This is a genomic window from Dorea sp. (genome assembly GCF_977044405.1).
This window is the reverse complement of sequence record NZ_CDRRQK010000012.1, coordinates 43,240-68,407: the sequence shown is the minus strand read 5'-3', so window position 1 is coordinate 68,407 and position 25,168 is coordinate 43,240. Positions and strand designations below refer to the sequence as shown.

The 25,168-nt window shown below is 42.4% G+C and carries 22 protein-coding genes; 4 read left to right on the top strand and 18 right to left on the bottom strand.

The annotated features are described in order from the left end of the window. Positions 1 to 25 precede the first annotated feature (25 nt). From ACWJAF_RS07290 to ACWJAF_RS07245, 10 genes are all read right to left on the bottom strand, one after another. On the bottom strand, positions 26 to 862 hold the full coding sequence (locus ACWJAF_RS07290; RefSeq protein WP_448863071.1) for a deoxyribonuclease IV: 837 nt from the start codon (positions 860 to 862) through the stop codon (positions 26 to 28). Between the two features lie 185 nt (positions 863 to 1,047). Beyond that, entirely contained in the window at positions 1,048 to 2,142 is a 1,095-nt protein-coding gene (locus ACWJAF_RS07285; RefSeq protein WP_448863061.1) for a sulfate/molybdate ABC transporter ATP-binding protein, read from the bottom strand. A gap of 13 nt (positions 2,143 to 2,155) precedes the next feature. Further along, a complete protein-coding gene (gene modB / locus ACWJAF_RS07280) occupies positions 2,156 to 2,860 on the bottom strand; it encodes a molybdate ABC transporter permease subunit (RefSeq protein WP_448863060.1) in 705 nt (234 codons plus the stop codon). Positions 2,861 to 2,890: 30 nt separating this feature from the next. Next, positions 2,891 to 3,781: a molybdate ABC transporter substrate-binding protein gene (gene modA, locus ACWJAF_RS07275; protein ID WP_448863059.1), complete on the bottom strand. Its 891-nt coding sequence runs from the start codon at positions 3,779 to 3,781 to the stop codon at positions 2,891 to 2,893. Positions 3,782 to 3,810: 29 nt separating this feature from the next. Continuing rightward, positions 3,811 to 4,779: a molybdenum cofactor synthesis domain-containing protein gene (locus ACWJAF_RS07270; RefSeq protein WP_448863058.1), complete on the bottom strand. Its 969-nt coding sequence runs from the start codon at positions 4,777 to 4,779 to the stop codon at positions 3,811 to 3,813. A gap of 10 nt (positions 4,780 to 4,789) precedes the next feature. Beyond that, on the bottom strand, positions 4,790 to 5,770 hold the full coding sequence (gene moaA, locus ACWJAF_RS07265; protein ID WP_448863057.1) for a GTP 3',8-cyclase MoaA: 981 nt from the start codon (positions 5,768 to 5,770) through the stop codon (positions 4,790 to 4,792). Next, complete coding sequence (gene moaC, locus ACWJAF_RS07260) at positions 5,763 to 6,257, bottom strand: cyclic pyranopterin monophosphate synthase MoaC (RefSeq protein ID WP_448863056.1); 495 nt, start codon at positions 6,255 to 6,257, stop codon at positions 5,763 to 5,765. Before moaC ends, moaA begins: the two co-directional genes overlap by 8 nt. Continuing rightward, on the bottom strand, positions 6,258 to 7,283 hold the full coding sequence (locus ACWJAF_RS07255) for a molybdopterin-binding protein (protein ID WP_448863055.1): 1,026 nt from the start codon (positions 7,281 to 7,283) through the stop codon (positions 6,258 to 6,260). Between the two features lie 86 nt (positions 7,284 to 7,369). Continuing rightward, positions 7,370 to 7,957 (bottom strand): GNAT family N-acetyltransferase, encoded by a 588-nt coding sequence (locus ACWJAF_RS07250; protein ID WP_296093505.1) that lies wholly within the window; start codon positions 7,955 to 7,957, stop codon positions 7,370 to 7,372. Between the two features lie 116 nt (positions 7,958 to 8,073). After that, positions 8,074 to 9,708, bottom strand: a complete 1,635-nt coding sequence (locus ACWJAF_RS07245) for a class I adenylate-forming enzyme family protein (protein WP_296032591.1) — start codon at positions 9,706 to 9,708, stop codon at positions 8,074 to 8,076. A 201-nt stretch (positions 9,709 to 9,909) separates the two neighbouring features. Here ACWJAF_RS07245 and ACWJAF_RS07240 point away from each other — a divergent pair, with 201 nt between their 5' ends. Continuing rightward, the gene (locus tag ACWJAF_RS07240) at positions 9,910 to 10,638 is read left to right on the top strand and encodes a YoaK family protein (RefSeq protein WP_296032592.1); all 729 of its coding nucleotides are present in this window, start codon (positions 9,910 to 9,912) and stop codon (positions 10,636 to 10,638) included. Positions 10,639 to 10,796: 158 nt separating this feature from the next. Here the strand turns inward: ACWJAF_RS07240 and ACWJAF_RS07235 are convergent, their stop codons facing one another. Both ACWJAF_RS07235 and ACWJAF_RS07230 read right to left on the bottom strand, forming a co-directional pair. Then, complete coding sequence (locus tag ACWJAF_RS07235; protein WP_448863054.1) at positions 10,797 to 11,978, bottom strand: iron-containing alcohol dehydrogenase; 1,182 nt, start codon at positions 11,976 to 11,978, stop codon at positions 10,797 to 10,799. 163 nt (positions 11,979 to 12,141) lie between these two features. After that, positions 12,142 to 15,768 carry an ABC transporter ATP-binding protein/permease gene (locus ACWJAF_RS07230; protein WP_448863053.1) on the bottom strand — a complete coding sequence of 1,209 codons (3,627 nt, stop codon included), beginning with the start codon at positions 15,766 to 15,768 and terminating at the stop codon, positions 12,142 to 12,144. An 872-nt stretch (positions 15,769 to 16,640) separates the two neighbouring features. On the opposite strand from ACWJAF_RS07230, the gene bioB reads away from it, so the two are divergent. Next, positions 16,641 to 17,612, top strand: coding sequence for a biotin synthase BioB (gene bioB, locus ACWJAF_RS07225; protein ID WP_448863052.1), 972 nt, complete (start codon positions 16,641 to 16,643; stop codon positions 17,610 to 17,612). A gap of 69 nt (positions 17,613 to 17,681) precedes the next feature. On the opposite strand, the gene ACWJAF_RS07220 is transcribed toward bioB, so the two are convergent. Continuing rightward, a complete protein-coding gene (locus ACWJAF_RS07220) occupies positions 17,682 to 17,861 on the bottom strand; it encodes a DUF6472 family protein (protein WP_296029608.1) in 180 nt (59 codons plus the stop codon). A gap of 271 nt (positions 17,862 to 18,132) precedes the next feature. Here ACWJAF_RS07220 and ACWJAF_RS07215 point away from each other — a divergent pair, with 271 nt between their 5' ends. Then, a complete protein-coding gene (locus ACWJAF_RS07215; protein ID WP_448863051.1) occupies positions 18,133 to 18,972 on the top strand; it encodes a formate/nitrite transporter family protein in 840 nt (279 codons plus the stop codon). A 136-nt stretch (positions 18,973 to 19,108) separates the two neighbouring features. On the opposite strand, the gene ACWJAF_RS07210 is transcribed toward ACWJAF_RS07215, so the two are convergent. Then, positions 19,109 to 19,450, bottom strand: coding sequence for a VOC family protein (locus ACWJAF_RS07210; RefSeq protein ID WP_296029614.1), 342 nt, complete (start codon positions 19,448 to 19,450; stop codon positions 19,109 to 19,111). Positions 19,451 to 19,740: 290 nt separating this feature from the next. On the opposite strand from ACWJAF_RS07210, the gene ACWJAF_RS07205 reads away from it, so the two are divergent. Next, positions 19,741 to 20,682, top strand: coding sequence for an ion transporter (locus ACWJAF_RS07205; RefSeq protein ID WP_448863050.1), 942 nt, complete (start codon positions 19,741 to 19,743; stop codon positions 20,680 to 20,682). Between the two features lie 86 nt (positions 20,683 to 20,768). Here the strand turns inward: ACWJAF_RS07205 and ACWJAF_RS07200 are convergent, their stop codons facing one another. The 4 genes from ACWJAF_RS07200 to yqeB form a co-directional block, all read right to left on the bottom strand. Continuing rightward, on the bottom strand, positions 20,769 to 21,371 hold the full coding sequence (locus ACWJAF_RS07200) for a cytidylate kinase-like family protein (protein WP_448863049.1): 603 nt from the start codon (positions 21,369 to 21,371) through the stop codon (positions 20,769 to 20,771). A 68-nt stretch (positions 21,372 to 21,439) separates the two neighbouring features. Then, positions 21,440 to 22,795, bottom strand: a complete 1,356-nt coding sequence (gene rlmD, locus ACWJAF_RS07195; protein ID WP_448863048.1) for a 23S rRNA (uracil(1939)-C(5))-methyltransferase RlmD — start codon at positions 22,793 to 22,795, stop codon at positions 21,440 to 21,442. Further along, positions 22,695 to 23,756 carry a 16S rRNA (cytosine(1402)-N(4))-methyltransferase RsmH gene (gene rsmH / locus ACWJAF_RS07190; protein WP_448863047.1) on the bottom strand — a complete coding sequence of 354 codons (1,062 nt, stop codon included), beginning with the start codon at positions 23,754 to 23,756 and terminating at the stop codon, positions 22,695 to 22,697. Before rsmH ends, rlmD begins: the two co-directional genes overlap by 101 nt. Continuing rightward, positions 23,722 to 25,155: a selenium-dependent molybdenum cofactor biosynthesis protein YqeB gene (gene yqeB / locus ACWJAF_RS07185; RefSeq protein ID WP_448863046.1), complete on the bottom strand. Its 1,434-nt coding sequence runs from the start codon at positions 25,153 to 25,155 to the stop codon at positions 23,722 to 23,724. Before yqeB ends, rsmH begins: the two co-directional genes overlap by 35 nt. Positions 25,156 to 25,168 lie beyond the last annotated feature (13 nt).

Here is a 25,168-nt window from a genome sequence, read left to right as displayed (position 1 = left end):
TATGTAAGATTTTGGGCTGCTTCTTCTATATATCCCGCAGACACTCTTTTAATCTTGCGATCTCTTCTTTGTGTCCCGTATCATCCAATGGTGTCTCCAGGTAGAACGGAAGGTTCTTTAATTTTGGATGACGCATCACATTCAGAAGTGCTTCCAGACCGATCTCGCCTTCACCTGTCACTGCATGTCTGTCTTTTCTTGAACCAAATGGCATCAGACTGTCATTTAAATGAACTGCTTTTAACAGATCAAGTCCCAGAACCTGATCGAATTCTTCAAGCACACCATCAAGATCATGCACGATATCATACCCTGCCGCAAACACATGACAGGTATCCAGGCAAATGCCGATCTTCTCCGGATGTTTCACACCATCCCGGATTGTTTTCAGCTGTTCAAAACGGTATCCGATCTCCGTCCCTTTTCCACTCATGGTTTCCAGTAATACAGTAATCCGTTCCGATCCTGTAATGGCCTGATCGATTCCCCGTATTATATTCTGTATGCCGGCTTCTTCTCCAATGCCGGTATGGCTTCCCGGATGAAATACCAGATTTTCTATATTCAGATCATCCATCCGCTTTATGTCTTCTCTTATCACCGCACAGGCAAATTCATACGTCTTTTCCGTCGCACTTGCCAGATTCATTGTGTATGGTGCATGTGCCAGTAACGGACCAAAAGCATAATCTTTCCGTGTCTTTTCAAATCTGGCTTTTTCTTCTTCGGTATAATTTTTATAACTGGATCCCCGCGGGTTTCTGCTGAAGATCTGCATGGTATTGGCATTCATCTTCACCACATTCTCTGCCGTCTTTGCAATCCCCCCTGCGATGGACATATGTGTTCCTATCGTATACATCATTTTCCTCCAAACAAAGCTCCTGCCACTGGCAGTTTTTGTATACTCAGGCATACAGAGGACCTGTCACTGACAGCTCTTCCCTGCATACTCAGGTATTAAAAATGAGCGTTTATAAACCGGCCTTTTCACGGCCTGTTTACTAACGCTCATTATAACATGTATTTTCTTCTAACAAAAGAAGCTTATTCCAATAAAAGAATCTCCTTCTCCGGAAGCTGCAGGTAATCCGGAACACCATATGTTTCCAGATCATTCCACAATGTTTTCTGTACATACCAGCAGATATCATCACTATCTTCTTTTGTAGCTTTCAGGAAATATTTCCATTCAAATGGGAATTCAGCTTTTCCCTTTACCTGTACCGGAATGCAGTTTTCCTTTCTTTCACCCCACACAGGCACGAATTCATGTGCACGCACACCGATATGTGTCACATCCGGACTTATCTTCTGCTGCAGTACAAGCTCTACGCCCCAGTCTGCAATTTCAAGCCGGTGTTCATCAATCCGTTTTGCCAGAACAATGTTCTTACAGCCGGTAAGTCTTGCAGCTTCTACTTTCTCTGGCTTAACAAAAATCTCCTTAGTATCACCATAACAGATTTGTTTTCCGTCATCAATAACCAGAAGTTCTTCGCTGAACCGGTAGATCTCATCTCTACTGTGAGATACCAGAATTACGGTTCCATCATAATCACTTAAAAGCTCCATCATCTCCTGCTGAAGCCGGTCTTTTAAGAACACATCAAGAGCCGAGAATGGTTCATCCAGAAGGATGACTGTCGGTTCATATGCCATGATCCTTGCCAGTGCGACTCTTTGCTGCTGGCCTCCGGACAATTCTCTTGGCAGTCTTTTTTCCAATCCTTCCAGACGGAATCGGTGGATCATCTTTTCTACCTGCTCCTGTTTTTTCTTTTTTGCATCTGCAGATCCTGTCAGCAAAAACTTTTTTCTGCCACTTTGACGGTCCAAAAGTCCGGCTCCTACATTCTGCTCTACCGTCATAGTCGGGAACAATGCGTAGTTCTGGAACATATATCCTACATTTCTCTTCTGTGGTTTCAGGCAGATTCTGGAATCAGAATCATAGAGCACATGATCAGCAATCTGGATATGTCCCTGATCCGGATGTTCTATTCCTGCAATACTTTTTAAAGTCAGGCTCTTTCCGCTTCCCGATGCTCCGAGTATGCCAATTCTTTTTTTCGTTGATTTCCAGTGTACATCCAGCTTATAATCTCCTAGCTTTTTATGTATCTCTACCTCCATCGACATCCGTTATTTCCTCCTACCATCTCCGGATATTCTTCATATTGTGTCCTGTAACCAGGTTCATAAGGAATATCAGTACAAACGCAACCAGCATAATGATCACAACCCAGATTCCGGCAGTCATATAATCACCATCCTGGATAACCATCGCAATCCTCTGGGAAATGGTTCCGGTCTTCCCCGGAATATTGCCAGCCAGCATCGAAGTGGCTCCGTATTCTCCCAGTGCCCTTGCAAATGTAAGGATCGTTCCTGCTACAAGTCCCGGACCTGCAGATGGCACAGCAACTTTCCAGAAAATTTTGTATTCCGGCATTCCAAGCGTTCTTGCCGCATGGATCAGATTCACATCAATCTGTTCAAAGGCTGCTCTTGCATTCCGGTACATAAGCGGAAATGCGATCACTGTCGCTGCTATAATACAGCCCACCCATGTCTGTACAACCTTGATTCCGAATTCCTGATATAAAAAGACTCCAAACGGACGTCTCCGGCTAAACAAAAGAAGCAGGAAGAAGCCTGCTGCCGTTGGCGGCAGCACCATCGGCAAGGTCAGAATCCCGTCTGCAACCGCTTTTACTTTTGGCCCTGCTTTGATTACTTTTCGCGCCGCAAAAAGCCCGAGAAAAAAAGAAAATACCGTTGCAACAATTCCAGTTTTCAATGATACAAACAACGGACTGTAGTCCAGCTGTTTTAATATATCCACCACTGCTTCCACGTCATTTCCTCCCTGATGATAAAAATCCTTTTATCTTTCTACATTTGTATCAAAATAATATGCATCAAAGACTTTCTTTGCATTGTCAGACAATACGAACTTATAGAAGTCTTTTGCAGCTTCTGTCTGTGCATCGTCTGCTTCATCATTTTGTACCTGACAGATTGGATAGATTACATCACCTGTCAGATCATAGCTTACAACCTGAAGGATATCCAGTTTGTCTTCGTATCCATAAGTATCTGAATAATATGTTGTTCCAACTTCGCAGGATCCTTCTACTACAGCTGTCAGTACCTTACTTACATTATCTTCTTCACTGATCTCTACTCCACCGAGTGCATCGGATACCTGCCGGGTTGTAATGGCATCTACTTCACCATCGGCTTTTAATGATCCAAGGTTAACGAGTGCCTGTCTTGTATATTTTCCAACCGGAACACTTCCACCTGCAAGTGCAATACTCTTTGCGTCCTGTAAGTTTTCAAGTCCTGTTACTTTTGTTCCACTGTCTTTTAAAGAGATTACTACAACCTGGTTATTCAGCACGTTGGCTCTTGTTCCGTCTACTACCAGTCCGTCAGCCTCTAACTGATCCATCTGTTTCTGTGCTGCTGAAAAGAAGAGGTCACATTCATATCCTTCTTCAATCTGTGTCAGAAGAGTTCCAGAACTATCTGCATTAAATGTAATCTTAACTTCCGGATGATCTTCGTTATATTCTTTTGCAAGCTCTGTCATTACTGTATTAAGACTTGCTGCGATGAACACCTGGATCTCTGTCTCTTTTTTTGAGCTTTCCTTCTTATCGCTTGTGTCTGTCGTCTCAGTTTTTTTGTTTCCTCCGCATGCTGCCAGCGAAACTACCATTACTCCTGCAAGGAGGACAGATGCAATTCTTTTTACCATCTGGTTCTTCATACTGCTTTTTCTTCCTTTCTTTTGTATGATTATTTCCTGCCACATTCTCTTACATTGCCCCTAAGGACATCCAGTCCATGAGGAAGTAACGGAAGAATGTATTCCAGTGCTTCCTTCACTGCTTTGGGACTTCCCGGAAGATTGATGATCAGTGTCTTCTTACGAAGTCCTGATACTGCCCTGCTGAACATGGCGCGTTCTGTGATCGTCATAGAATAATTACGGATCGCATCTGCAATTCCATTTGCCATACGGTCGCAGACGGCTACCGTTGCCTCCGGGGTCACATCTCTTGGTGCGAATCCTGTCCCTCCTGTTGTCAGGACAAGATCTATCTGTCTTTGATCCGCCAGACGGATCAGCTGCTTTTTCAGTCCTTCTTCTCCGTCCGGGAGAAGAAGGGTCTCTTTTATATCATAATCTATGTTATATTTTTCTTTGCTTTCTTTTAAAATGTGCGCAATTGCCGGTCCGCTCAGGTCTTCTCTTTCACCTTTAAAAGCCTTATCACTGAGCGTGATCACCGCCACACTGTATGGACGGTCTTTTTGCGGCATCGTTATGTACACCGGGTCATTGACCTTTATCAGTCCGCCTTCTAATACTTCTGCAAATATTCCTTCTCTTGGCATAATGCAGTCACCCATGCGCTGATAGATGGCGCAGTGGCTGTGGCATTCTTTTCCGATCTGCGTCACCTTAAGTTTTACTTCCGATCCGATCGTAATCTGTGAATCCACCGGAACATTCCTAAGATCGAATCCTTCCACGATCAGATTCTCGCCAAATGCGCCAAAGTCCACATCCGCTCCCTGTTCTTTGAATGCTTCTATCTTTTCAACTCCAAGAAGGCTGATCTGTCTGTGCCATTTTCCGCCATGTGCATCTCCCTCGATTCCCCAGTCCGGCTGAATCTTTGCACTTTCTACCGGATATTTTTCCGTGCCTCTTTTTTCACTGATACAGATTCCTCTGATCATTCCTTTTTTTTGTTCCATCTGGTGTCTCTCATCCTCCAATCTGTACCATCTGATGTTCTTCAGTAACAGCACCCGGCTCTTCGAAGCAATGTGCTTCCGGTTTCTTCCTGACAGCTTCCGTTAACTGTTCTTTGACAAGTTCGTAATTACCACTTCTTAACAGATCCCTGAGTGGATATACATCTGCATAACACAGACACGGCTTTATATCACCGGTTGCCGTCATCCGGATCCGGTTACATTCCCGGCAGAATTTCCCGTGCATCGCACTGATGAATCCTATACTGCCGGAAAATCCCGGAATCTGATAATATACCGCCGGCCCGTTCCCATGCGTTCTTTCGTCTCTTTTTATCTCTGGATAGATCTTCCGTATCTCGCTTAACACCCTGTCATTGGATACTCCGTGTCTCTTTTTTCCATAACCAATCGGCATAAGCTCTATAAACCGGACATCTACAGCTGTCTCTTTTGACAGATCAAGCAGACCTTTTATATCTTCTTTGCAGACTTCTCCCTCTGGGTTATCTTCCTGTAACACAGCATTGACTTTCGTTCTGATTCCACTGTCTGCCGACTTATGAACCGCCTCTATGACCCTGTCGCATGCATCCATACCTGTAATCGCTTGATATCTTATAGAGTTACAGGTATCCAGGCTGATATTAATCCCGTCAGTTCCTGCTTTCTTTAATGATTCCAGATATTCTGTCAAAAGCACACCATTCGTCGTAAGCGTCACCTGCTCGATTCCCGGTACTTTCTTTAATCTGCGTATCAGATCTGTACAGCCTTTTCTCACAAGCGGCTCTCCTCCGGTAATTTTTAACTTTTTGATTCCAAGCTCTGCTGCTATCTGACAAATGTGCTCAATCTCTTCATAGGTCAGTATCTCCGACATAGGGATCTGTCTGATCCCATCCGGCATACAGTATCTGCATCTTAAATTACAACGGTCCGTAACCGATATCCGCATATAATCAATCAGCCGGCCTTTTCCATCAATCATCGGATTCCTCCACATTAGCTTTCCAAAGTCCGCTTTTTCCGCCGGATTTCTCCAGAAGGCAGATCCGGTTCATTACCATCTTCTTATCTACCGCTTTACACATATCATAGATTGTAAGAAGTGCGACCTGAACTCCGGTAAGTGCTTCCATCTCTACCCCTGTCTTTCCGACCGTCTTCGCCGTACATCTTGCTTCGATCTCGCATGTCTCATCTATATATTCAAATTCTATGGTCACTTTCGTTAAATTCAGAATGTGACATAAAGGAATCAGCTCCGATGTCTTCTTTGCTCCCATAATTCCCGCAATTCTGGCAGTTCCAAGTACATCACCCTTTTTCATACCGCCAGACTTTACTTTTTCAAAGCACTCCTTTGACATACGGATTCTTCCCATCGCTGTTGCTTCTCTTACCGTATCTTTTTTTTCACTGACATCTACCATCACGGCATGTCCCTGTTCATTAAAATGCGTAAACTCTCCCATCTACGCCTCCTTACCAAACGGGCAGACCGGATAATGGCATTCTTTACATCCAAGGCAGAGTCCTCCGTGTCCCATCTGGATAATATCTCTGCGTTCTATCTCTACGCCTGCTGCAACCCTTGGAAGTATCAGATCGAAAACAGTTGCTTTTGCATACATCACACATCCCGGAAGACCGACAATCGGTGTTCCATCTTCAAAATACCCAAGACACAACATTGCTCCCGGAAGTGTCGGTGCCCCATAAGTTACGATTCTGGCACCGGACGCCTTGATTGCTCCCGGCGTCTTATCATCCGGATCCACGCTCATTCCACCGGTACAGATAATAAGATCAACACCTGCCGATCTCATATCTGCAATTGCCTGTGTGATCATCTGCATATCATCGCTGCACAGCACATGCTGTGTCATCTGGATTCCATATGCCTCCAGCTTCTTCTCAACTACCGGAGTGAACTGATCTTTAATCAGCCCTTTATACACCTCACTGCCTGTTGTGATAACCCCGGCTGTTTTTAATTTCCACGGTGTCACTTTTAATAATGGCTCCGTTCCCGCTGCTTTTTCAGCTTCCTCTAACTTCTTTTCATCAATGATCAGTGGAATCACCCGCATTCCTGCAAGCTTATCGCCTTTTTTTACCGCAGTATTCGTATGCCTTGTTGCAATCATGATCTCATCTACACTGTTGACGTCATATAACCGTTTAACGTCCACCTGGAATAAGCCGTCTGTATCAGCGATCAGCTCAATCTTTCCTTCTTTCACACCGGATGGATGCATATGCTCATTCTGCGTAATTCCCCGAAGCCTCTCTGCTCCTTCATCTTCATGAAGCATTCCTTCTGTCTTCTCCCACACATACAGATGCTCCTTCCCGATTGATAACAGCACAGGTATGTCTTCTTCTGTTACGATATGTCCTTTCCGGAATCTGGCATCCTTGGTTACACCTGGAATGATCTGCGTCATATCATGGCACAGTACATGTCCTACCGCGTCCTCTGTTTTAATTAATTTCATAATCTTTCCCGCCTTGATTTCCAACGTATTTAACATGGATATTATAATCATACTTCTTTTTTCTGTAAAGAAATATCCCCTGTTTTTTACAGATTTTTATCTTTCAGCTCTGGAAATGCAATAACCGGCGGCTGATCTTCTATATGATCACCAATGTGTTTTTCCATCCATACCATGTTATACCACCGGTGGAATTTGTATCCGCATTGTCTGAACTCTCCCACCATCCGGTATCCCAGATGTGCATGATAATGAACACTTGCGTTGGTCAGATATTCATCCTCGGTTTCTGTACATGCAATACACGCATTCAGATTCAATATGTTCTGCTTCTTTAAAATTTTCTCCAGCGTCTCGTATAACTTCTTTCCGATTCCCATGCCCTTTTTATTCTGGTCTACATAAATAGAAGTCTCGACCGCCCAGTCATATGCCGCTCTTTCATGAAACGGGCTTACATATGCATATCCATATATGGTTCCTTCTACCTCTGCCACAAGGTAAGGATATCTCTTCAGAGTATTATAGATACGATCCCGGAATTCTTCTACGGATGGGACTTCATATTCAAATGTAATGGCTGTATTTTTTACATATGGAGCATAGATTTCAAGTAGTTTTTCTGCATCTGTTTCTGTTGCTGTCCGTATCTGGATTTTATTTTCTTTTGTCATTATTCTCCACTCTCGTTTTCTATTTCTGCTCTTTATCTTGTATATAGTTTTCTTATGATTAAAAGCGTAATTACCATTCCATTTTGCCGGAATGATAATTACGCTTTGTCTTTTTATTATCCCTGGTTCTGTGCTGCAACCAGATGTGTTGCCCCGTATTTTTCACGGAGTTTTGGTTTTTCAATTTTACCCGTAGGATTACGCGGAACATCCGCAAATATAATCTTACGTGGTCTCTTGTATCTTGGAAGCTTTTTACAGAATTCCTGTATATCTTCTTCTGTACATTCTACCCCCGGCTTAAGCTCAATAATTGCAGCTGAGATTTCTCCCAGTCTGTGATCTGCAAGACCGATAACTGCGACGTCCAGAATTGCATCATTGGTACGCAGGAAATCTTCGATCTGTACCGGATAGATATTCTCACCACCACTGATGATAACGTCTTTCTTACGGTCAACCAGGAAGATAAATCCATCTTCATCTTCCATCGCCATATCTCCAGTATAGAGCCATCCATCATGCAGGACTTCGGCTGTTGCCTTCGGATCTCTGTAGTAACAGGTCATAACACCAGGTCCCTTTACCGCAAGTTCTCCTGTCTCTCCTTGTTTTACTGTCTCGCCCTGTTCGTCGATAATCTTTGCTTCCCAGCCATATCCGGCTTTTCCGATTGCTCCGACTTTATCGATATTATCCACGCCAAGATGTACGCATCCAGGTCCGATGGATTCACTCAGACCATAGTTTGTATCGTATTTATGATTTGGGAAGTACTCTTTCCAGTGCTTGATCAGACTTGGTGGTACCGGCTGTGCTCCAATATGCATCAGTCTCCACTGATCCAGATCATAATCTGCAATGTCCACTTCTTTATTATCAAGCGCAAGCAGAAGATCCTGTGCCCACGGCACCAGTAACCATACGATTGTACAATGTTCTTCTGATACTGCCTGTAAGATTGTCTTTGGACTTGTTCCCTTTAATAAAACTGCTTTTCCACCCGTCAGAAGACTTCCGAACCAGTGCATCTTTGCCCCGGTATGATATAACGGAGGGATGCATAAGAAAACATCGTCTTTTGTCTGTCCATGATGGTTTTGTTCTGCTTTTGCAGCGTGCATCAGGGATTCGTGATTATGTAAGATTGCCTTTGGAAATCCCGTGGTTCCTGATGAAAAATAGATTGCTGCATCATCGTCGTCATTGACATCAATCTTTGGTGACTGACTGGAACAGTTTGCCGTATGTGCATTGTAATCTTCTGCAAATCCCGGACATCCATCCCCTACAAAGTACAGAAGACGTCCTTTGCTGATCTCATCTGCAATCTCTTCTACTCGTCCGATGAACTCCGGACCAAATACAAGAATATCAACCTCTGCAAGTTCCACACAGTATTTGATCTCATCCGCAGAATAACGGAAGTTTAACGGAACTGCAAGTGCTCCTGTTTTTAATATTCCAAAATAAATTGGCAGCCATTCCAGGCAGTTCATCAGGAGAATCCCCACTTTTTCTCCTTTTTTTATTCCTCTTTCAATAAGAAGATTAGCAAATCTGTTCGCTTTCTCATTGAATACATTCCATGTAATCTCTCTTCTATAATAAGCTGCACGCGATGGTTCAATTAAGTCGAACTCCTTCCATGTAGTTCTTTTTGTCTCCGGCATCTCCGGATTAATCTCTACCAGTGCAACGTCATCTCCGTACAGTCGGCAGTTTTTCTCCAATATATCAGTAATCGGCATTGGAAAATCCCCTTTCATGTTTATTTATATTTCACGTTTAGCTTTCGCGCTTTAACGCTTTTATCCGATAAAGTATATGATACTCACATTTTTCCTAATTGTCAATCTTTATTTGTATTATTTTGTGTTCAATCGTATTTTTTTCTTCTTTTATTTGATTTTTTAAACCTATCGTCCTATAATAGGCTCCGGGTGATAAAAATGAATTGGATACAAAATCATAAGCGAACACTTTTACATATAAATCTCGCATTTATCGGTGGATTGACCGGTGCTTATGCCATTTTAGTCCGCGGCGGTAATTTTGGTGCGGCACAGACTATGAATCTGATAGAAATGGTATTAAACTTTGCCGAAATGAACCTTACAGATGCACTTTTGCGGCTGGCAATTTTTGTACTATACGGACTTGCCATCCTGGCGGCCTTTTTAATTGGAGAACGTTTTCCATCATCGAAAGCATACATTGCACTCGTCATCGAAGCTGTCTGCGTCTGGATCGCAGGTGTCATTCCGGTATCTGTGAATCCACTGATTGCACTTTTTCCTGTATTTATTTTAAATGCATATCAATGGCAGACATTTACCGATCCGGAATGTTATAACAGTTCTACGATCTTTTCAACGAACAACTACAAACAGACCATTCTTTCCTGGACCAGATATCATATAAATCACGATCTGGCACAGAAAAAAAGAGCCTGGCTTTTTACCAACACCTTGATTCTTTTCCACCTTGGTGTACTCGCCGGATATTTTGCAGCTACTTATATCGGTGCGCGCGGCATATGGATCACATTTCTGCCGCTTGCTTCTGCTGCTTTCCTGGCTCTTCCTTCATCCGAAAAGGAAATGGTAAAAGATGTAGAAAAAGCGATAGCTGCGGACCTGAAAAATAATATAGAGCAGCCACAGCAAAATTTTAATTAAAATATGTCTGAAAAAACTCTCTATAACACATCAGTCAATACTATTGATTCTGATTTTTATAGAGAGTTTTTTATTAGCTGTTCATCATGCAATGGCATGACGTACTTCTACTGCATGCCATTTGATATATCCTTTCAAGAATTCTTGTCAATACAGCATTATAATGCTGCCTTATATATCTTATACATGTCTTCTTCATGCAGTACTTTTGCTGATCCTTTGCTCCCCTTGCTTGCAATGCTGCATTTATGCGCCATCAGCTTCAGATCTTCTTCTCCCGGCTCAATACCAAGTTCATGAATGGATGTCGGCATTCCGATCTCACGGAAGAATGTTTCCATCGCTTCAATTCCACGAAGTGCTACCTCCTCAGCTGTACCTTCCGGATTGACCTGCATGACATTCATTGCGAATTTCTCGAACCTTGGCAGGCAGTCTTTGTACACATATCTTGCCCATGAGCCCCAGACTGCTGCAAGTCCTGCGCCATGTGCCACATCATAGATTCCACCAATCTCATGCTCCAGTGCATGGGATGCAAAGTCTCCTCCGACAACCGCACCACAGCCGGTCAAACCATTATGAGACAGACTTCCTGCCCACATAACTTCTGCACGCGCATCGTAATTCTTCGGATCTTTGACCAGTATTTTAGCATTTTCAATCACTGTACGCAGCAGACCTTCTGCAATACTGTCTGTGATCTCCATATTGCCGCCATTGGTAAAATAGCGTTCCATTGTATGCATCAGGATATCGGTACAACCGCAGGCTGTCTGATAATCCGGCAGAGTCATGGTAAGTTCCGGATTCATGATTGCAAACTTCGGTCTTCCATAATCACTGCTGTATCCTCTTTTGATCCAGCCTTCTTCTTTTGTGATAACAGATGAATTACTCATCTCGCTTCCGGTTGCTGCGATTGTGAGCACAACACCGATTGGAAGACATCCGGTTGCCTGTCGCTTTCTATCATAGAATTCCCATACATCACCTTCATTTGCAACACCATATCCGATTGCTTTTGCCGAATCAATGGCACTTCCGCCACCTACCGCCAGGATAAAATCTACTCCCTCTTTTTTCGCCAGTTCAATGCCTTCGTATACTAATGAAAGTCTCGGATTCGGTACCGCTCCGCCAAGTTCTATATAATCCACCTCTGCTTCATCCAGCGAAGCCTTTACTTTATCTAACAGTCCAGAACGTTTCACACTTCCACTTCCGTAATGAATCAGAACTTTTTTACAGCCCTGCTCCTTTATCAGTTCTCCACATTTTTGTTCTGTATCTTTTCCAAATACGACTTTTGTTGGTGTGTAATAATTAAAATTGTACATATCTTCCTCCTGTTTTTACATGCTTAGATATCTGCACCACTGCCACATATAAGATTCACCAATGACTGTTTCTTAAGAATACATGTCTACATGTCAGCTAAACCAAAATATGCCGCAGATTTCTCTACAGCATATTTTAATCTTTCTCTGTGATTTTTTCAACTTATTCTGTTCTAAGTGCCGTAACCGGATCGCTCTTAGATGCCTTTCTTGACGGAATCAGTCCGCCAAGCAATGTCAGCAATACACTCAGCCCGATCAGCACCAGTGCCGGAACTACCGGAAGCACCGCACTTACGTTATTGTTGTTTGCCACTGCATGAATGATCATATTACCAGGTACCAGGATCAAAAGTGTGAGACCGATTCCCATAAGTCCAGCGCATAATCCAATAATAAATGTCTCCGCATTAAATACCTGGGATACATTTCCCTTAGATGCTCCGATTGCCCTTAAGATTCCGATCTCTTTCTTTCGTTCCAGTACACTGATATATGTGATAACTCCTATCATAATAGAAGATACAACCAGTGATATCGCAACAAATGCAATCAGTACATAGCTTATGGTATTGACAATGTCGGTCACGGATGACATCAATGTTCCCACAATATCTGTATATGAAATCACCTGCTCATCCTTACCTGCCTTTTCCATCTTCTTATTATATTGGTCCAGGAAATCTACCACCTGTTCTTTACTTTCAAAATCCTTCGGATAGATATCAATCTCACTTGGTTCTGAAAAATCTGCATAGCCAAGTGTCTGCAGGTTGTTATCATACGTTGCACTCTTTGTTCCTGCCATGGACATCATAAGTTCCGTCAGATCATCCTCCGTCATGTTGAACTGGAATGCCTGCGCAAATGCATCCGTGTCAATCTTCATCGCATCTCCCATCGCTGACTGCAGATTCTCTCCCACCTGCGTCATCGCAGAGGTCATAACTGTTTCAAGTCCTGCTGACATCTGGCTTACAATCTGCTGCATCGCTGAACCAATCTGTGTCTCCAGTGCTCCTCCGATTGCTCCGGTGTATGCCCCCATTGTCTGTTTCATATAGGTATTCATTCCTTGCGAAAGCTGGCTTTCCAGGCTGTTCATATCCAACGTATCCACAAGGCCGCTGGTCAGTCTGCTTTTTCCATCTACGGTATTCAGATACTCCGCAAAATGTACGCCCATCTGTGACGGATCCGCATAACCCTTTTCTTTTGCATATGCAAGATAACCAGATGCCAGCTCAGATGCCATATCTTTTAAGTCTGCTTCCGATATCTGTATATCGACGTCCTGATACAGACTGTTCACCCAGTCTGTCAGTATCTTTTTTGCTTCCGGTGTCTGAAGATATGCATTCATAAGCTCTCCAAACTGTTCTACGCTTACTTCTTCCATACCCTGATTTTTTACATATTCCTGGAATCCCTGCATAATATCTGACAAGAGTTTCTGCATCTTTTCATCTGTGATTGTCACTTCCCCATTTTCCTGAAGTATCTTTGAAAAGTACTTTTTCAGGATTACTTTTGCTTCGTCTGTGGTAAGATACTCTGACAGGTTATCTCCAAGGCTGGAATAATCTGCCTCCGGATGGGATTTTGCATATATCTGGTATCCTTCCATTAGACTGGATGCCATCTTCTGCATTCCGCCCGGTTTCACAGTAATATCCAGACTCTGGATCATATCTCCAAGACTTGTAGACGGAAGCCCGGACAGATCCAGATCCACCTGATCCAGACTGACAAGACCCGAAAGGTTCAGTGTATTGCCATCCAGTGCGAATGCATCCTGAAGATTCAGTGATTTTGAAAGATCCAGTGAATCTCCAAGACTTCCGGCCAGATTCTTATCTCCCATTCCAAATGCTTTCTGAAGCGCATCTTCATCTACTGTGAAAAGAGAACTCATATCCAATCCGCCATCGTCTGATTTTTTGCCGAATTCTTCTCCGGTAAATACATTAACCGATGGATTTTCTTTCTGTTGTTTTACGATCTTACTTTCTTTGGCCTGTTTTGCCACGTGTGTCATAAGCGAATATGGATATCCGATCCCGGCATTCAGGGAAGTAGCTTTTGTACCTTCTGCCGGCTGTACGATTCCTACGATTTTCAGATCTTCCCCGTTTTCTACGACCTTTTTCATGTATTCTTCTTTATCGCTTTTATCTTTCCAGACCTTATACTGTTCATCATATTCATAATAATCCGATGCATTTACCAGCTTGAACTTCTTATTCAAAATGTCCTTATACTGATAGGTTCCCAGTGACTTTGGTGTCTTGATGGTCTCTTCATTGACAAATTCCTGAATCATATCGTCAAGCTCCGACTGATTTCTCAATCCCAGTGTATATAATAAGAAATCACTCATACCTCCATCCTGGCTCAGTACCAGTACGCATTCATTATATTTTTCCGGCCATCTTCCTGCTTTTACATCATATTGATTCTCATAAAGGCTGGTATTTTTTGGCATTCGGTAAAACACATTGGTACTCATCATGGATGACATCATGCTGTTTGCACCCGAATCCGCACCAATTCCCAACGCTTCAAAGGATTTATCCGGATGCACCTGTCTGACCGTATCGTTATCCTGTCTGTAGATCTGCGGTGTAACATTATATGTATATTCAACCGCATTCGTATAATCTTCGATCTGTTTACTGTTTGTATCCAGATACTTTTTTAATGACTTCAGGTCATTTGTATCCATCTTGGAAAATGCATTTGTGACCATGCTCATGATCTTAACCTGATCGTCATCACTTTTTTCCTTTTTCTTACCAGAAGACTGACTACCTGTTGTTCCACTGTCGCCGACCATCATCGAAGTAATGTCAAATCCGGTACTTTGAATCTGAAGCGGATACTCTGACAGCGTCTCTTCTTCTATCGACTGGATATACCCGTTCACTCCATTCGATAACGCCAGAATCAAAGCAATACCGATGATACCAATGGAACCGGCAAAGGAAGTCAGAAGTGTCCTTGCTTTCTTGGTCTTCAAGTTATTAAAGCTAAGTGCCAGCGCTGTCAGGAACGACATCGAAGACTTTCCCATATTTTTATGTTCCGGTGCTTTCAAATCCTGATCTTCTACGATATATTCATCTGTATCCGAACGGATCTTTCCATCCTTCAAAGTCACAATTCTCGTTGCATACTCTTCTGCCAGTTCCGGATTATGCGTAACCATCACAACCAGCCGGTCCTTTGCCACTTCCTTAAGAAGATCCATAACCTGGATACTGGTATCGCTGTCAAGTGCCCCGGTTGGTTCGTCTGCAAGAAGAATATCCGGATCATTCACCAGTGCTCTTGCGATAGCAACTCTCTGCATCTGTCCTCCGGACATCTGGCTTGGTCTTTTGTGAAGCTGTTCCCCAAGACCTACTTTTTTCAGTGCATCAACGGCACGCTTTCTTCTCTCTTCTTTTCCGATTCCTGAGATTGTAAGGGCCAGTTCTACGTTAGATAATACGGTCTGATGCGGGATCAGATTATAACTCTGGAATACAAATCCGATCGTATGATTCCGGTATGAATCCCAGTCTCTGTCCTTATATTTCTTCGTCGATATCCCATTAATGATCAGGTCACCGCTGTCATAACGGTCCAGTCCTCCGATGATATTAAGAAGTGTCGTCTTACCAGAACCACTGGGTCCTAAGATTGCGACAAATTCATTATCTCTTAAGTTCAGGCTTACATCATCCAGCGCTTTCTGCACCAGATTTCCCGTCCTGTATTCTTTGAAAATATGCTGTATCTGAAGCATGCTGCCTCCCTTTCTTTTCCGAATATGCTTCCGGAATATTTTTCTCTCTTTGTACCGCTATCCGTACCTGCATCCGTATCTATATTCGTATCTATATTTCTATAAAGTATCTGTATTTATTATACAAAAAACTGGCCGAAAATCTGCATTTTTATATTTTTTTAATACTTCCCGCCGTTTATTTTCAAATCAGTTGATGTCCAACTTCCACACATTGTAAAATATTATACATACCGCGTAACTGTTCAGCAGGGATCTATTTATAGCTGTCAGTTCATTTTAAGAACGGGGGGTATCATATATACTATGAACCACACATTTAGAAAACACGGCAGCATATTATTCCTGGTAATTCTGATTTTCTCCATGTCTTTTATGCATCCGGAAATTGCTGAAGCAAAAACTACTTCTTCTCCGCTTAAAAAAATCCGGGTTGGCTACCTGACTTACCAGGGCTATCAGGAAGGCGAAGGCAACTTCCTTATTCTGACTGGGATGATACAAACCATGAAATGATCGGACTTCTATCTACCTTCACTGGTCATATGAAAGACCGTTATAGCATGAATCTTACACCAGTAAAATTCAATTCTTATTCTGATATGATCAAGGCTCTGAAAAATGGTGATATCGATACTGCATTTCCCATCTATGGAAGTTACTGACAACTGGACTCCCAAATAAAAACAAATTGACATTAAAATGTATGAAGATAAAGTCCGTACAAAAGCAAAACAAAAAATATGTCTTCTTCCAGCCCAAATTGTTAACTTATTTTTACGTTACAGTTGACTTTCCCGCTTCATCATGTTAACCTTTTTTGTATATCGGTTAACAACCGTTGAATCATTCTAATAAAAGGAAGGTAACACATGATGCCAGAAATTCACACACACGAAGATCCTGAATTAACCCGCGAAGAAGCAATCGAGATTCTGAACACACCGGATGACCAGCTGGATGCTCTCATCGAACGTGCCGGACTTCTCCGGAAAAAATATAAAGGAAACCATGTCAGCATTCACATTCTTACTAATGTCCGCAGCGGTAACTGCTCTCAGGACTGCGCTTACTGTGCACAGTCCTGTCGTTCCAATGCCGACATTGACACCTACAAATGGGTAGAGGACGAAAAGCTATATAATGACAATGATTTTGTCAACGAGAATCACCTGTCCAGACACTGTATCGGACTGAGCGGAATGAAATTTACCGATGCAGAGATTGAACAGCTTGCCGGACGTATCCGCAAGATGAAAGAAACAGGAACGCACCTTTGCTGCTCCATCGGATTTTTAACGGAAAAACAGGCGAGAATGTTAAAAGATGCCGGACTTGACCGTATTAACCACAATCTGAACAGCAGCCGTGCTTATTATAGTCACATCTGCACTACTCATACCTTTGATCAGCGTGTGGAAAATATCCATATGCTCCAGAGACTGGGATTTGAAATCTGCAGTGGCGGAATTATTGGTATGGGGGAAAGTAAAGAAGACGTTGTCGATATGCTCTTAGAATTAAAAGAGATCAATCCGGAAGCACTTCCAATTAACTTCCTCCTTCCAATCCCTGGCACACCTCTTGGAGACCAGGATATCTCCGGACTTACTTATGAATATGGCATGAAAGTATTATGTCTTGCCAGACTTCTGGTTCCACAGTCTGATATCCGCTGCGCTGCCGGACGTGAGGTGTATTTTAAGGGACATGAAAAGGAATTGTTAAGCGTTGTAGATTCTATCTTTGCTTCTGGTTACCTGACTGCTGGCGGACAGGGGATCAAGGATACGATTCAGACGATTACGGATGCGGGATTTACATATGAAATAGAATCTGCGTAGTTTTTTGCTGTTTCATACACTATTTCATTGTGGCCTCCCGGTCCATGAGAAAGTGTATGAAACAGCAAATTACATCTGCTTCCGAACCACCATATACTCATCCCCATTTCGGTAATACGGACATTGATAATGCTGGTCAGACAATAGGCGCATGTATTCGTCTTCGTCCATGTTGATGTCACACATGTAGCTTTCATAATCTTCGTCGTATGTGTAATAGGTACAGCTGTCACAACTATTCTGTGCCATTTCTTTTCCTCCTTATTCTAAGATATATTTTCCTATATTGTTATGTCTCTATGATGTTTTCGCATTCATCCATGTTTATTGCATATTTTTTTCATTATCTTATGTTGCATTCTTTGCCATCGCCCATTATACCATACTTTTTTCGATACTGTACGAAAAAAAGAGCATAAACCTTGTCTTTACAGGTTGCCGTGGCTTTATTATCCGTGCTATATTTTATGTGATATTTTTATCAAACTATAAGAACTATAAGGAATAGGAAAGGGTTATTATGGATTCATTATTTAACACTCCACAGGAAGTTGTACAGGCCAATATGAACGGGGCTGTAAAAAAGGCTGCAACTTCTAAAAAGAAAGTTTTTTTCATGGGAATCATGGCCGGTGTCTGCATTGCTCTCGGTGCGCAGTCCAGTAACGTTGCTATGCATGACATTTCCAATGTAGGTCTTGCACGTCTGGTTGCAGGCTGCGTCTTCCCGGTCGGACTTATGATGATTGTCTTCATCGGCGGCGAGCTTTTCACTGGTGACTGCATGATGACAATGGCATGTATCAAGAAAAAGATCACTGTCACAGCACTCGTCCGTACACTGGTCATTGTTTATATCGGCAATATGATTGGTGCGGTGGCACTTGCTTATCTGGTATATCTTTCAGGACAGTATAATTATACAAGCGGAGCACTTGGAGCATTTACCATTAAGGTTGCACTCGGAAAGGTCAGCTTATCTTTCCTTCCGGCTCTGATTTCCGGAATCTTATGTAACATTCTGGTGTGTGCTGCTGTACTGATGGCTTCTACCGCAAAAGATATCGCCGGAAAATCTTTAGCCATCTTCTTCCCGATCATGGCATTCGTTGTATCTGGTTTTGAACACTGCGTTGCAAATATGTACTACATACCAGCCGGCATCTTCGCTTCTATGAATCCGAATTATGTTGCAAAAGCAAAAGAATTATACGGAATTACAGGTGCTCAGATTGCTTCCCTTAACTGGGGGAATTTCTTCGCAGTAAACCTTCTGCCTGTTACAATCGGTAACATCATCGGCGGTGGATTTATTATCGGAGGACTTTTCTTCTATCTGCATGGTAAAAACTGTAAATAATTAGGTTTAAAAATTCTCCGCATACAATGCTCATAAATCTTATAAAGGCCAGTGTGTATGCGGAGAATTTTTAATTGCCTTATATTCATTTAGAATCTGGCAACATCAAGTGCCCTATATATTCTGCAGATTATTCTTAATCATTTAATTTCCAGTTTTCAAGCAGTTTTAATTCGATCTTTGTTCCATTTGGAAGTGAAAACCAGTGATCATTTATGATTTCTACCGGATATGCCTTTACTCTTTCCATCACAGTTTCAACTTCATCAACTGCAATAGAAATATGATCGTAACCATTTTCATTAGATGTCTCTATCTCTTCTGTCTCACATAACTGAATGCCTTCTTTATACCAGCATTTTCTTTCCGGTTTTTCACCAATCTCCCTCCACATATGCATTTCGAAAATGTCTTCGAAAAATTTCTGTGCTTCTTCATAGGATGCCGTGCGGATTGCTGCGTGATCTATCTTTGCCATTCTTTTTCTCTCCTTTTGTATGTCTGAATTACATTTACATATTTATCCTACCATCTTCTTTTCTTTCAGCAAAGTTTTTTTAGAGATACAAGAATTGCTATTTCTTTGTTACTGTTTGCACAACGTGTGAACAGTAACATTTCTTTTACAGATACTTTTGAGTTTTTGTCCTGTATATGTTAGACTAAAATCAGTATTTATGTAAAAACTAAGTTATAGTTTAAAGGGACTGGTAAAACCATCTTACACTATAAACTGTAACAACACAAAAGATAAACAAGAGGCATTTCATGAAAGAAAAAATATTTAACATTATACAAATCGGTGATAAAAGCAATCGTATCAGCCGTTTTTTTGATATCTTCATTACGATAACCATTGTTAGTAATATCGCGGTTACCTTTATGGAAACATTTTCCGGTCTGGCATTTTTATCCGGAATATTCTCAGTAATTGAGTATATTACCGTGTTTATCTTCTGTATTGAATATGTGCTTCGCATCTGGACTGCAGGCTTTTTATATCCGGAAGTTTCAAAGGGTCGTGCCCGTATTAAATTTTTGCTTTCGTTTGACGGTATTGTGGATCTTCTGACAATTATCCCGGCATTTTTCCTTTCGGGATTTGTCATCTTCCGTATGCTGCGTGTGGCAAGAATTTTTCATCTGTTCCGGTTAAATGCGAAATATGATTCATTCAATGTTATTACAACTGTATTATATGAAAAACGCAACCAGATCATCTCGTCTGTTTTTATCGTTATGATCCTGATGCTGGCAAGCAGCCTTTGTATGTACAGCGTAGAACACAATGCACAGCCGGATGTATTCCGTAATGCTTTCAGCGGTATCTGGTGGAGCATGTCCACACTTCTTACCGTTGGCTATGGCGACATCTATCCCGTCACTACGTTGGGACGCGTGATGGCGATCTGCATCGCTTATCTGGGAGTCGGTGTTGTCGCTATCCCTACCGGTATCATCAGCGCCGGTTTCGTTGAACAGTACCAGCGAAAAAGTAATATTTCTAATCTTAAGGATATGGATATTAAGGAAATCGTTGAAGTATTCGTTGACCGTACTTATGCCGGAAAAACCGTAGGTGAACTGGAAGAGGCACATCAGATCACAATCTATCTTGTGCTTAGGGATGACTTATCTGTCCTCCCTAAGAAGAATACGATCCTAAGACTGAATGATATTATGATCATAAGAACAGAGGGATCCGAATAGGCTGTCTTCCGCCTGTTCGAATCCCTTTTTTGTGTCTTTCTGCATACTCAGATTATCAATAGCTGTTCTTTGAACACACTATATTCTTATTTTTCCAATTCCCGGACCATCTTCACAAGTTTTTCTGCTGTTTCCTCAATTCCAAGTTTTGAGCTGTTGATACACAGGTCATAGTTATGAGGTCTTCCCCAGCTTCTTCCTGTGTAATAATCATAATAAGCTTTTCTGTCTTTGTCTTTTTTCCTTACTAAAGTCGTTGCCTCTTTTTCATCGATAGAAAGCTGTTCCATCTTTCTTTTAACACGCCATTCAAATGGTGCTGCAACGAAAAGGCTGATATGCTTAAGCTCTGCCTGCTCTAATATATAATCCGCACATCTTCCTACGAATACACAATCTCCTTTTTCGGCCAGCTCCCTGATTATAGAATTGTATGCCAGATACAGCATATCGTTTGCTGTCATTCCGTTCAACTCCTGATTTGGTACATCATACCATACCTGGTGCAGCCATGGATTGTGCCGCTTTTCTTCAGCTTTTTCCAGCACTTTTTTCGGCATTGTTACCATCTTCTCTGCTGCTTTATCGATCAGATTCCTGTCATAAAGTTCTAATCCAAGCTTTTCTGCAATCTCTCTTCCAATCTCATGGCCGCCACTTCCGAATTCTCTTCCGATACATATAATCATAGCTTTTCCTCCTCTTACGTATAGATATTCCGTCCTCAACCATATGATTACCGGATATGGATTGTTCCTTATTTATCTTTTTTCGACAATTTCACCACCGTCTCAATATGATCACAGAATGGGAAATTATCTACCGGCTGGATCTTTACTGCCCGGTATCCGTGTTTCGTCAGATACTTCAGATCTCTTGCAAGTGTCTCCGGATTGCATGATACATAGACCACCCGTTTTGGTCCCAGTTTTATTACAGATGAAAGGAACTTCTCATCACTTCCGGCTCTTGGCGGATCCATGAATACGACATCCGCTTTCTGATTCTTCGATGCCATATCTACCATGAATCTTCCAGCATCTCCTGCATAAATGTCTGCATTTGTAATGCCATTTTCTTTCGCATTGATCCTGGCATCTTTGACTGCATCTTTGTTAAGCTCTACTCCGATTACTTTCTTTGCATTTTTTGCTGCGATCAGACCGATGGTTCCGGTTCCGCAGTATGCATCGATCACGGTCTCTTTCCCCGTCAGTTCCGCATATTCCATTGCTGTATTATAAAGGACTTCTGTCTGTACCGGATTCACCTGATAGAAGGATTTTGGTGAAATACGGAATGTACAGCCGCACAAATGGTCTTTGATGAAGCCTGGTCCGTAGATTGGCTTCTCTTTATCGCCCAATACCATACTGGTCTGCTTGTTATTCACATTTAGTACTACGGTTGTAATCTCCGGGTGCACTTTTCTCAGTGCTTTGACAAAGTTATTTTTTGACGGCAGAATTGGTGATCCAAGTACCAGCACCACCATGATCTCTCCTGTCTCAAAACCTCTTCTGATCAGTACATGTCTTAAAAGACCATACCCTGTATCTTCATTATAAGTTTTAATCTTAAATGATGGCAGAAGTTCTCTGATCGTACAGATGATCTCCTGGCTTTTCTTATCTTCGATCAGACATTCTTCTACTGCAATTACACGGTGCGTTCCCTCTGCATAGATTCCTGAGATAATATTGCCTTTTCTGTCTCTGTCAAATACAGCATGTACCTTATTACGGTAAAAATAGGGATTTTCCATGCCGATGATCGGACTGACTTTGCAAAAACTTCCCAGGAGTTTTTCTTCCTGCTTCTGCTTTCTTTTCAGCTGTTCTTTGTACGGCAGCTTTTGAAACTGGCAGCCGCCACATTTTTTATCTATTCCACATGTTGCTTCGCTGTTATTGATTCTTTCAGAATCTTTCTTCCCAGATACCTGTTTTTTCCTACTATTAGTTTTATTGGTGTTTTTTAATGTCTGTTTCTTTTTTTCAACCTGTTTCTTCTTATTCCGCTCTGATTGCCCAGCGCATTTTTGTACATTTCGCGCGGCTGTTGCGGAAGCATTCTTCTTTGGACGGCCGGATGACGTCTTTTGCGATCTCACTATAGAGTCCCTCCTTCTTCCATTGTTTAAATGACTTCTTAACCAGCCGGTCTTCTCCGGAATGGAAGGTAAGAATTGCTACCTTTCCACCTGGTTTTAATACCCCCGGAAGTTTATCCAGGAAGTCATATAATACTTCAAATTCATTATTCACATCGATTCTGAGCGCCTGGAATGTACGCTGGCTTGACTTTCTTACTGCTTCTTTTCTGTCCGCTTCCGGAATGAAGCTAAGGGCTTCTTCTATTACCTGATGAAGTCCTGTCGTTGTCTCGACCTTTCCGCCTTTTCTAATCTTTTCTGTTATCGCCACAGCAATCTCTTCTGCATATGGTTCGTCTGAATTTTCAATCAGCATTCCCATAAGCTCTTCTGCGGAAATGTCCCGTAGGCGCTCTGCTGCACTGATTCCTTTTTCCGGATTCATACGAAGATCCAAAGGCCCTTCTGCCTTAAATGTAAATCCTCTGTCCGGGTTATCAATCTGCATAGACGATACCCCCAGATCCGCCAGTACAAAGTCAAATTTCCCAGCTTCTTCTGCCACCTTATCTATATTGGCAAAGTTTTCCAGTTTTACCGTAAGAATATCCGGTCCGAATCCTTTGTCCTCCAGTCGTTTCTTCGTCTTTGCCGACTCGATCGGATCCACATCCAGACCATAGATATGTCCTTTTCCCTGCAGGGCTTCCAGCATCTTCGATGTATGTCCGCCATAGCCAAGTGTTGCATCCAGTCCCTGCTGTCCCGGCTGAATATCAAAGAAATCCAGAATCTCATTGACACAGATGGAAATGTGCATTCCCGCCGGTGTTCCTCCTTTGCTGATTACTTTTGAAATCGTATCTGCATATTTTTCCGGATTTAATTCCTTATATTTTTCTTTATAACTTCTCGGATGCGTTCCGGAATACCGTACTCTCCGCTTATGCTTTTTTTCCTGATTTTCCTGATTCTCCATATATTTTCTCCCATTTTCTAAGTTGTTCCGGTTCGTCCACGTCCTGAAGCTCTGCCTCTTCGGCTTCGCATACCAGCACATCCTCCATATGTGCTCCCATGATCTGCTTTCCGCCTTTATCTCCCAAAAGCTGTTCCAGTTCAAAGAAAAATTTCCGATCCCACAATACTGGATTTCCCATCTTTCCTTTTCGTCCTGCACATATGATTTTCCCCGGATGATTCTTTCCCATATCAAGCATACGGGCAAATGTCCCCGCTGTCAATCCCGGCTGGTCACATACAATGAACATTGCACCTTTTAAATCCGGATTTTCCCGTTTTGCTGCCTTAAGTCCCAGAACCAGCGAATGTGCAATGCCTAGATCCGGCTCGTGATTTTCCACCACGGTCATTCCCTGCTTTTCAGAAACTTCTTCAATCTCTGCAAATCTTGTTACCACTACCTGCGTACATAATGGAAATGCCCGCATCTTCCGCAACGTATGTTCATACATCTTTCCATCATCCAATTCTTCCAACAGTTTATTATCGCCATATCTGCTCGATTTTCCGGCCGCCAGAAGGATCATGGCATAGCCTTCATCTGATAAACGTTCATTCGCTGCTTTTACTACAGAATCGCCGATCTTATTTGACTTATCTGATATCAGATAACATAGTTTCTTATCTTTTCTTGGATCTACATCACCAATTTTTAAGCCCGTCTTTACCTTTGCTCCTTCTTGAAGCATTCCTCTGATCACTCCGTCAAGCTGGGAATATACAGGCTTTCCACCCGTTACCGCCAGCAATTGGCCTTTTTTTACGATATCACCGATCTTAGCCTTAGGTTCCATCGTTCCGGTTCCCGAAGCTTTGATCAGCCGTTCGATCGCATAGCCGCCAACATATCCCGGCACTCCCGTATTAGGAATCGGTACTCCGTCATAGATAATATCCGCAAGTGTTGCACCACGCATCGTTTCGATGACAGCATGCACGTCCTTTCCGGCTGTAAATCCCGGTCCAAGACCGATTACATACGGTGCAGCCTCACGTGTTGTACCAGTATTTCTCTTTGCGAGAATCGCATCTATCAGCACATCCGGGCAGAATTCTTTTCTGATATCAGCTGCGGGATCTATGATCACTGCGATTTTTCCCTCTTTCAGTACCTTTTCGGCCTCCCGGTAATCACTTACCAGTATTCCTTCAATTTCTTCTACTTTTACATGTCCTTCATATACCGCTCTTGACATCGCGACTTCCCGTCTTACAGTCATCGGGGTTGCAATCTCTGTCATGATCACCTGATAGCCTGCCCTGTGAAGCGCTGCCCCCACTCCGGTAGCCAGATCACCAGCACCCCGGATCAAAGCTTTTTTTCTTTTATTTTCATCTGTTCTTTTATCTGTCAACCGGGTCTTCCTC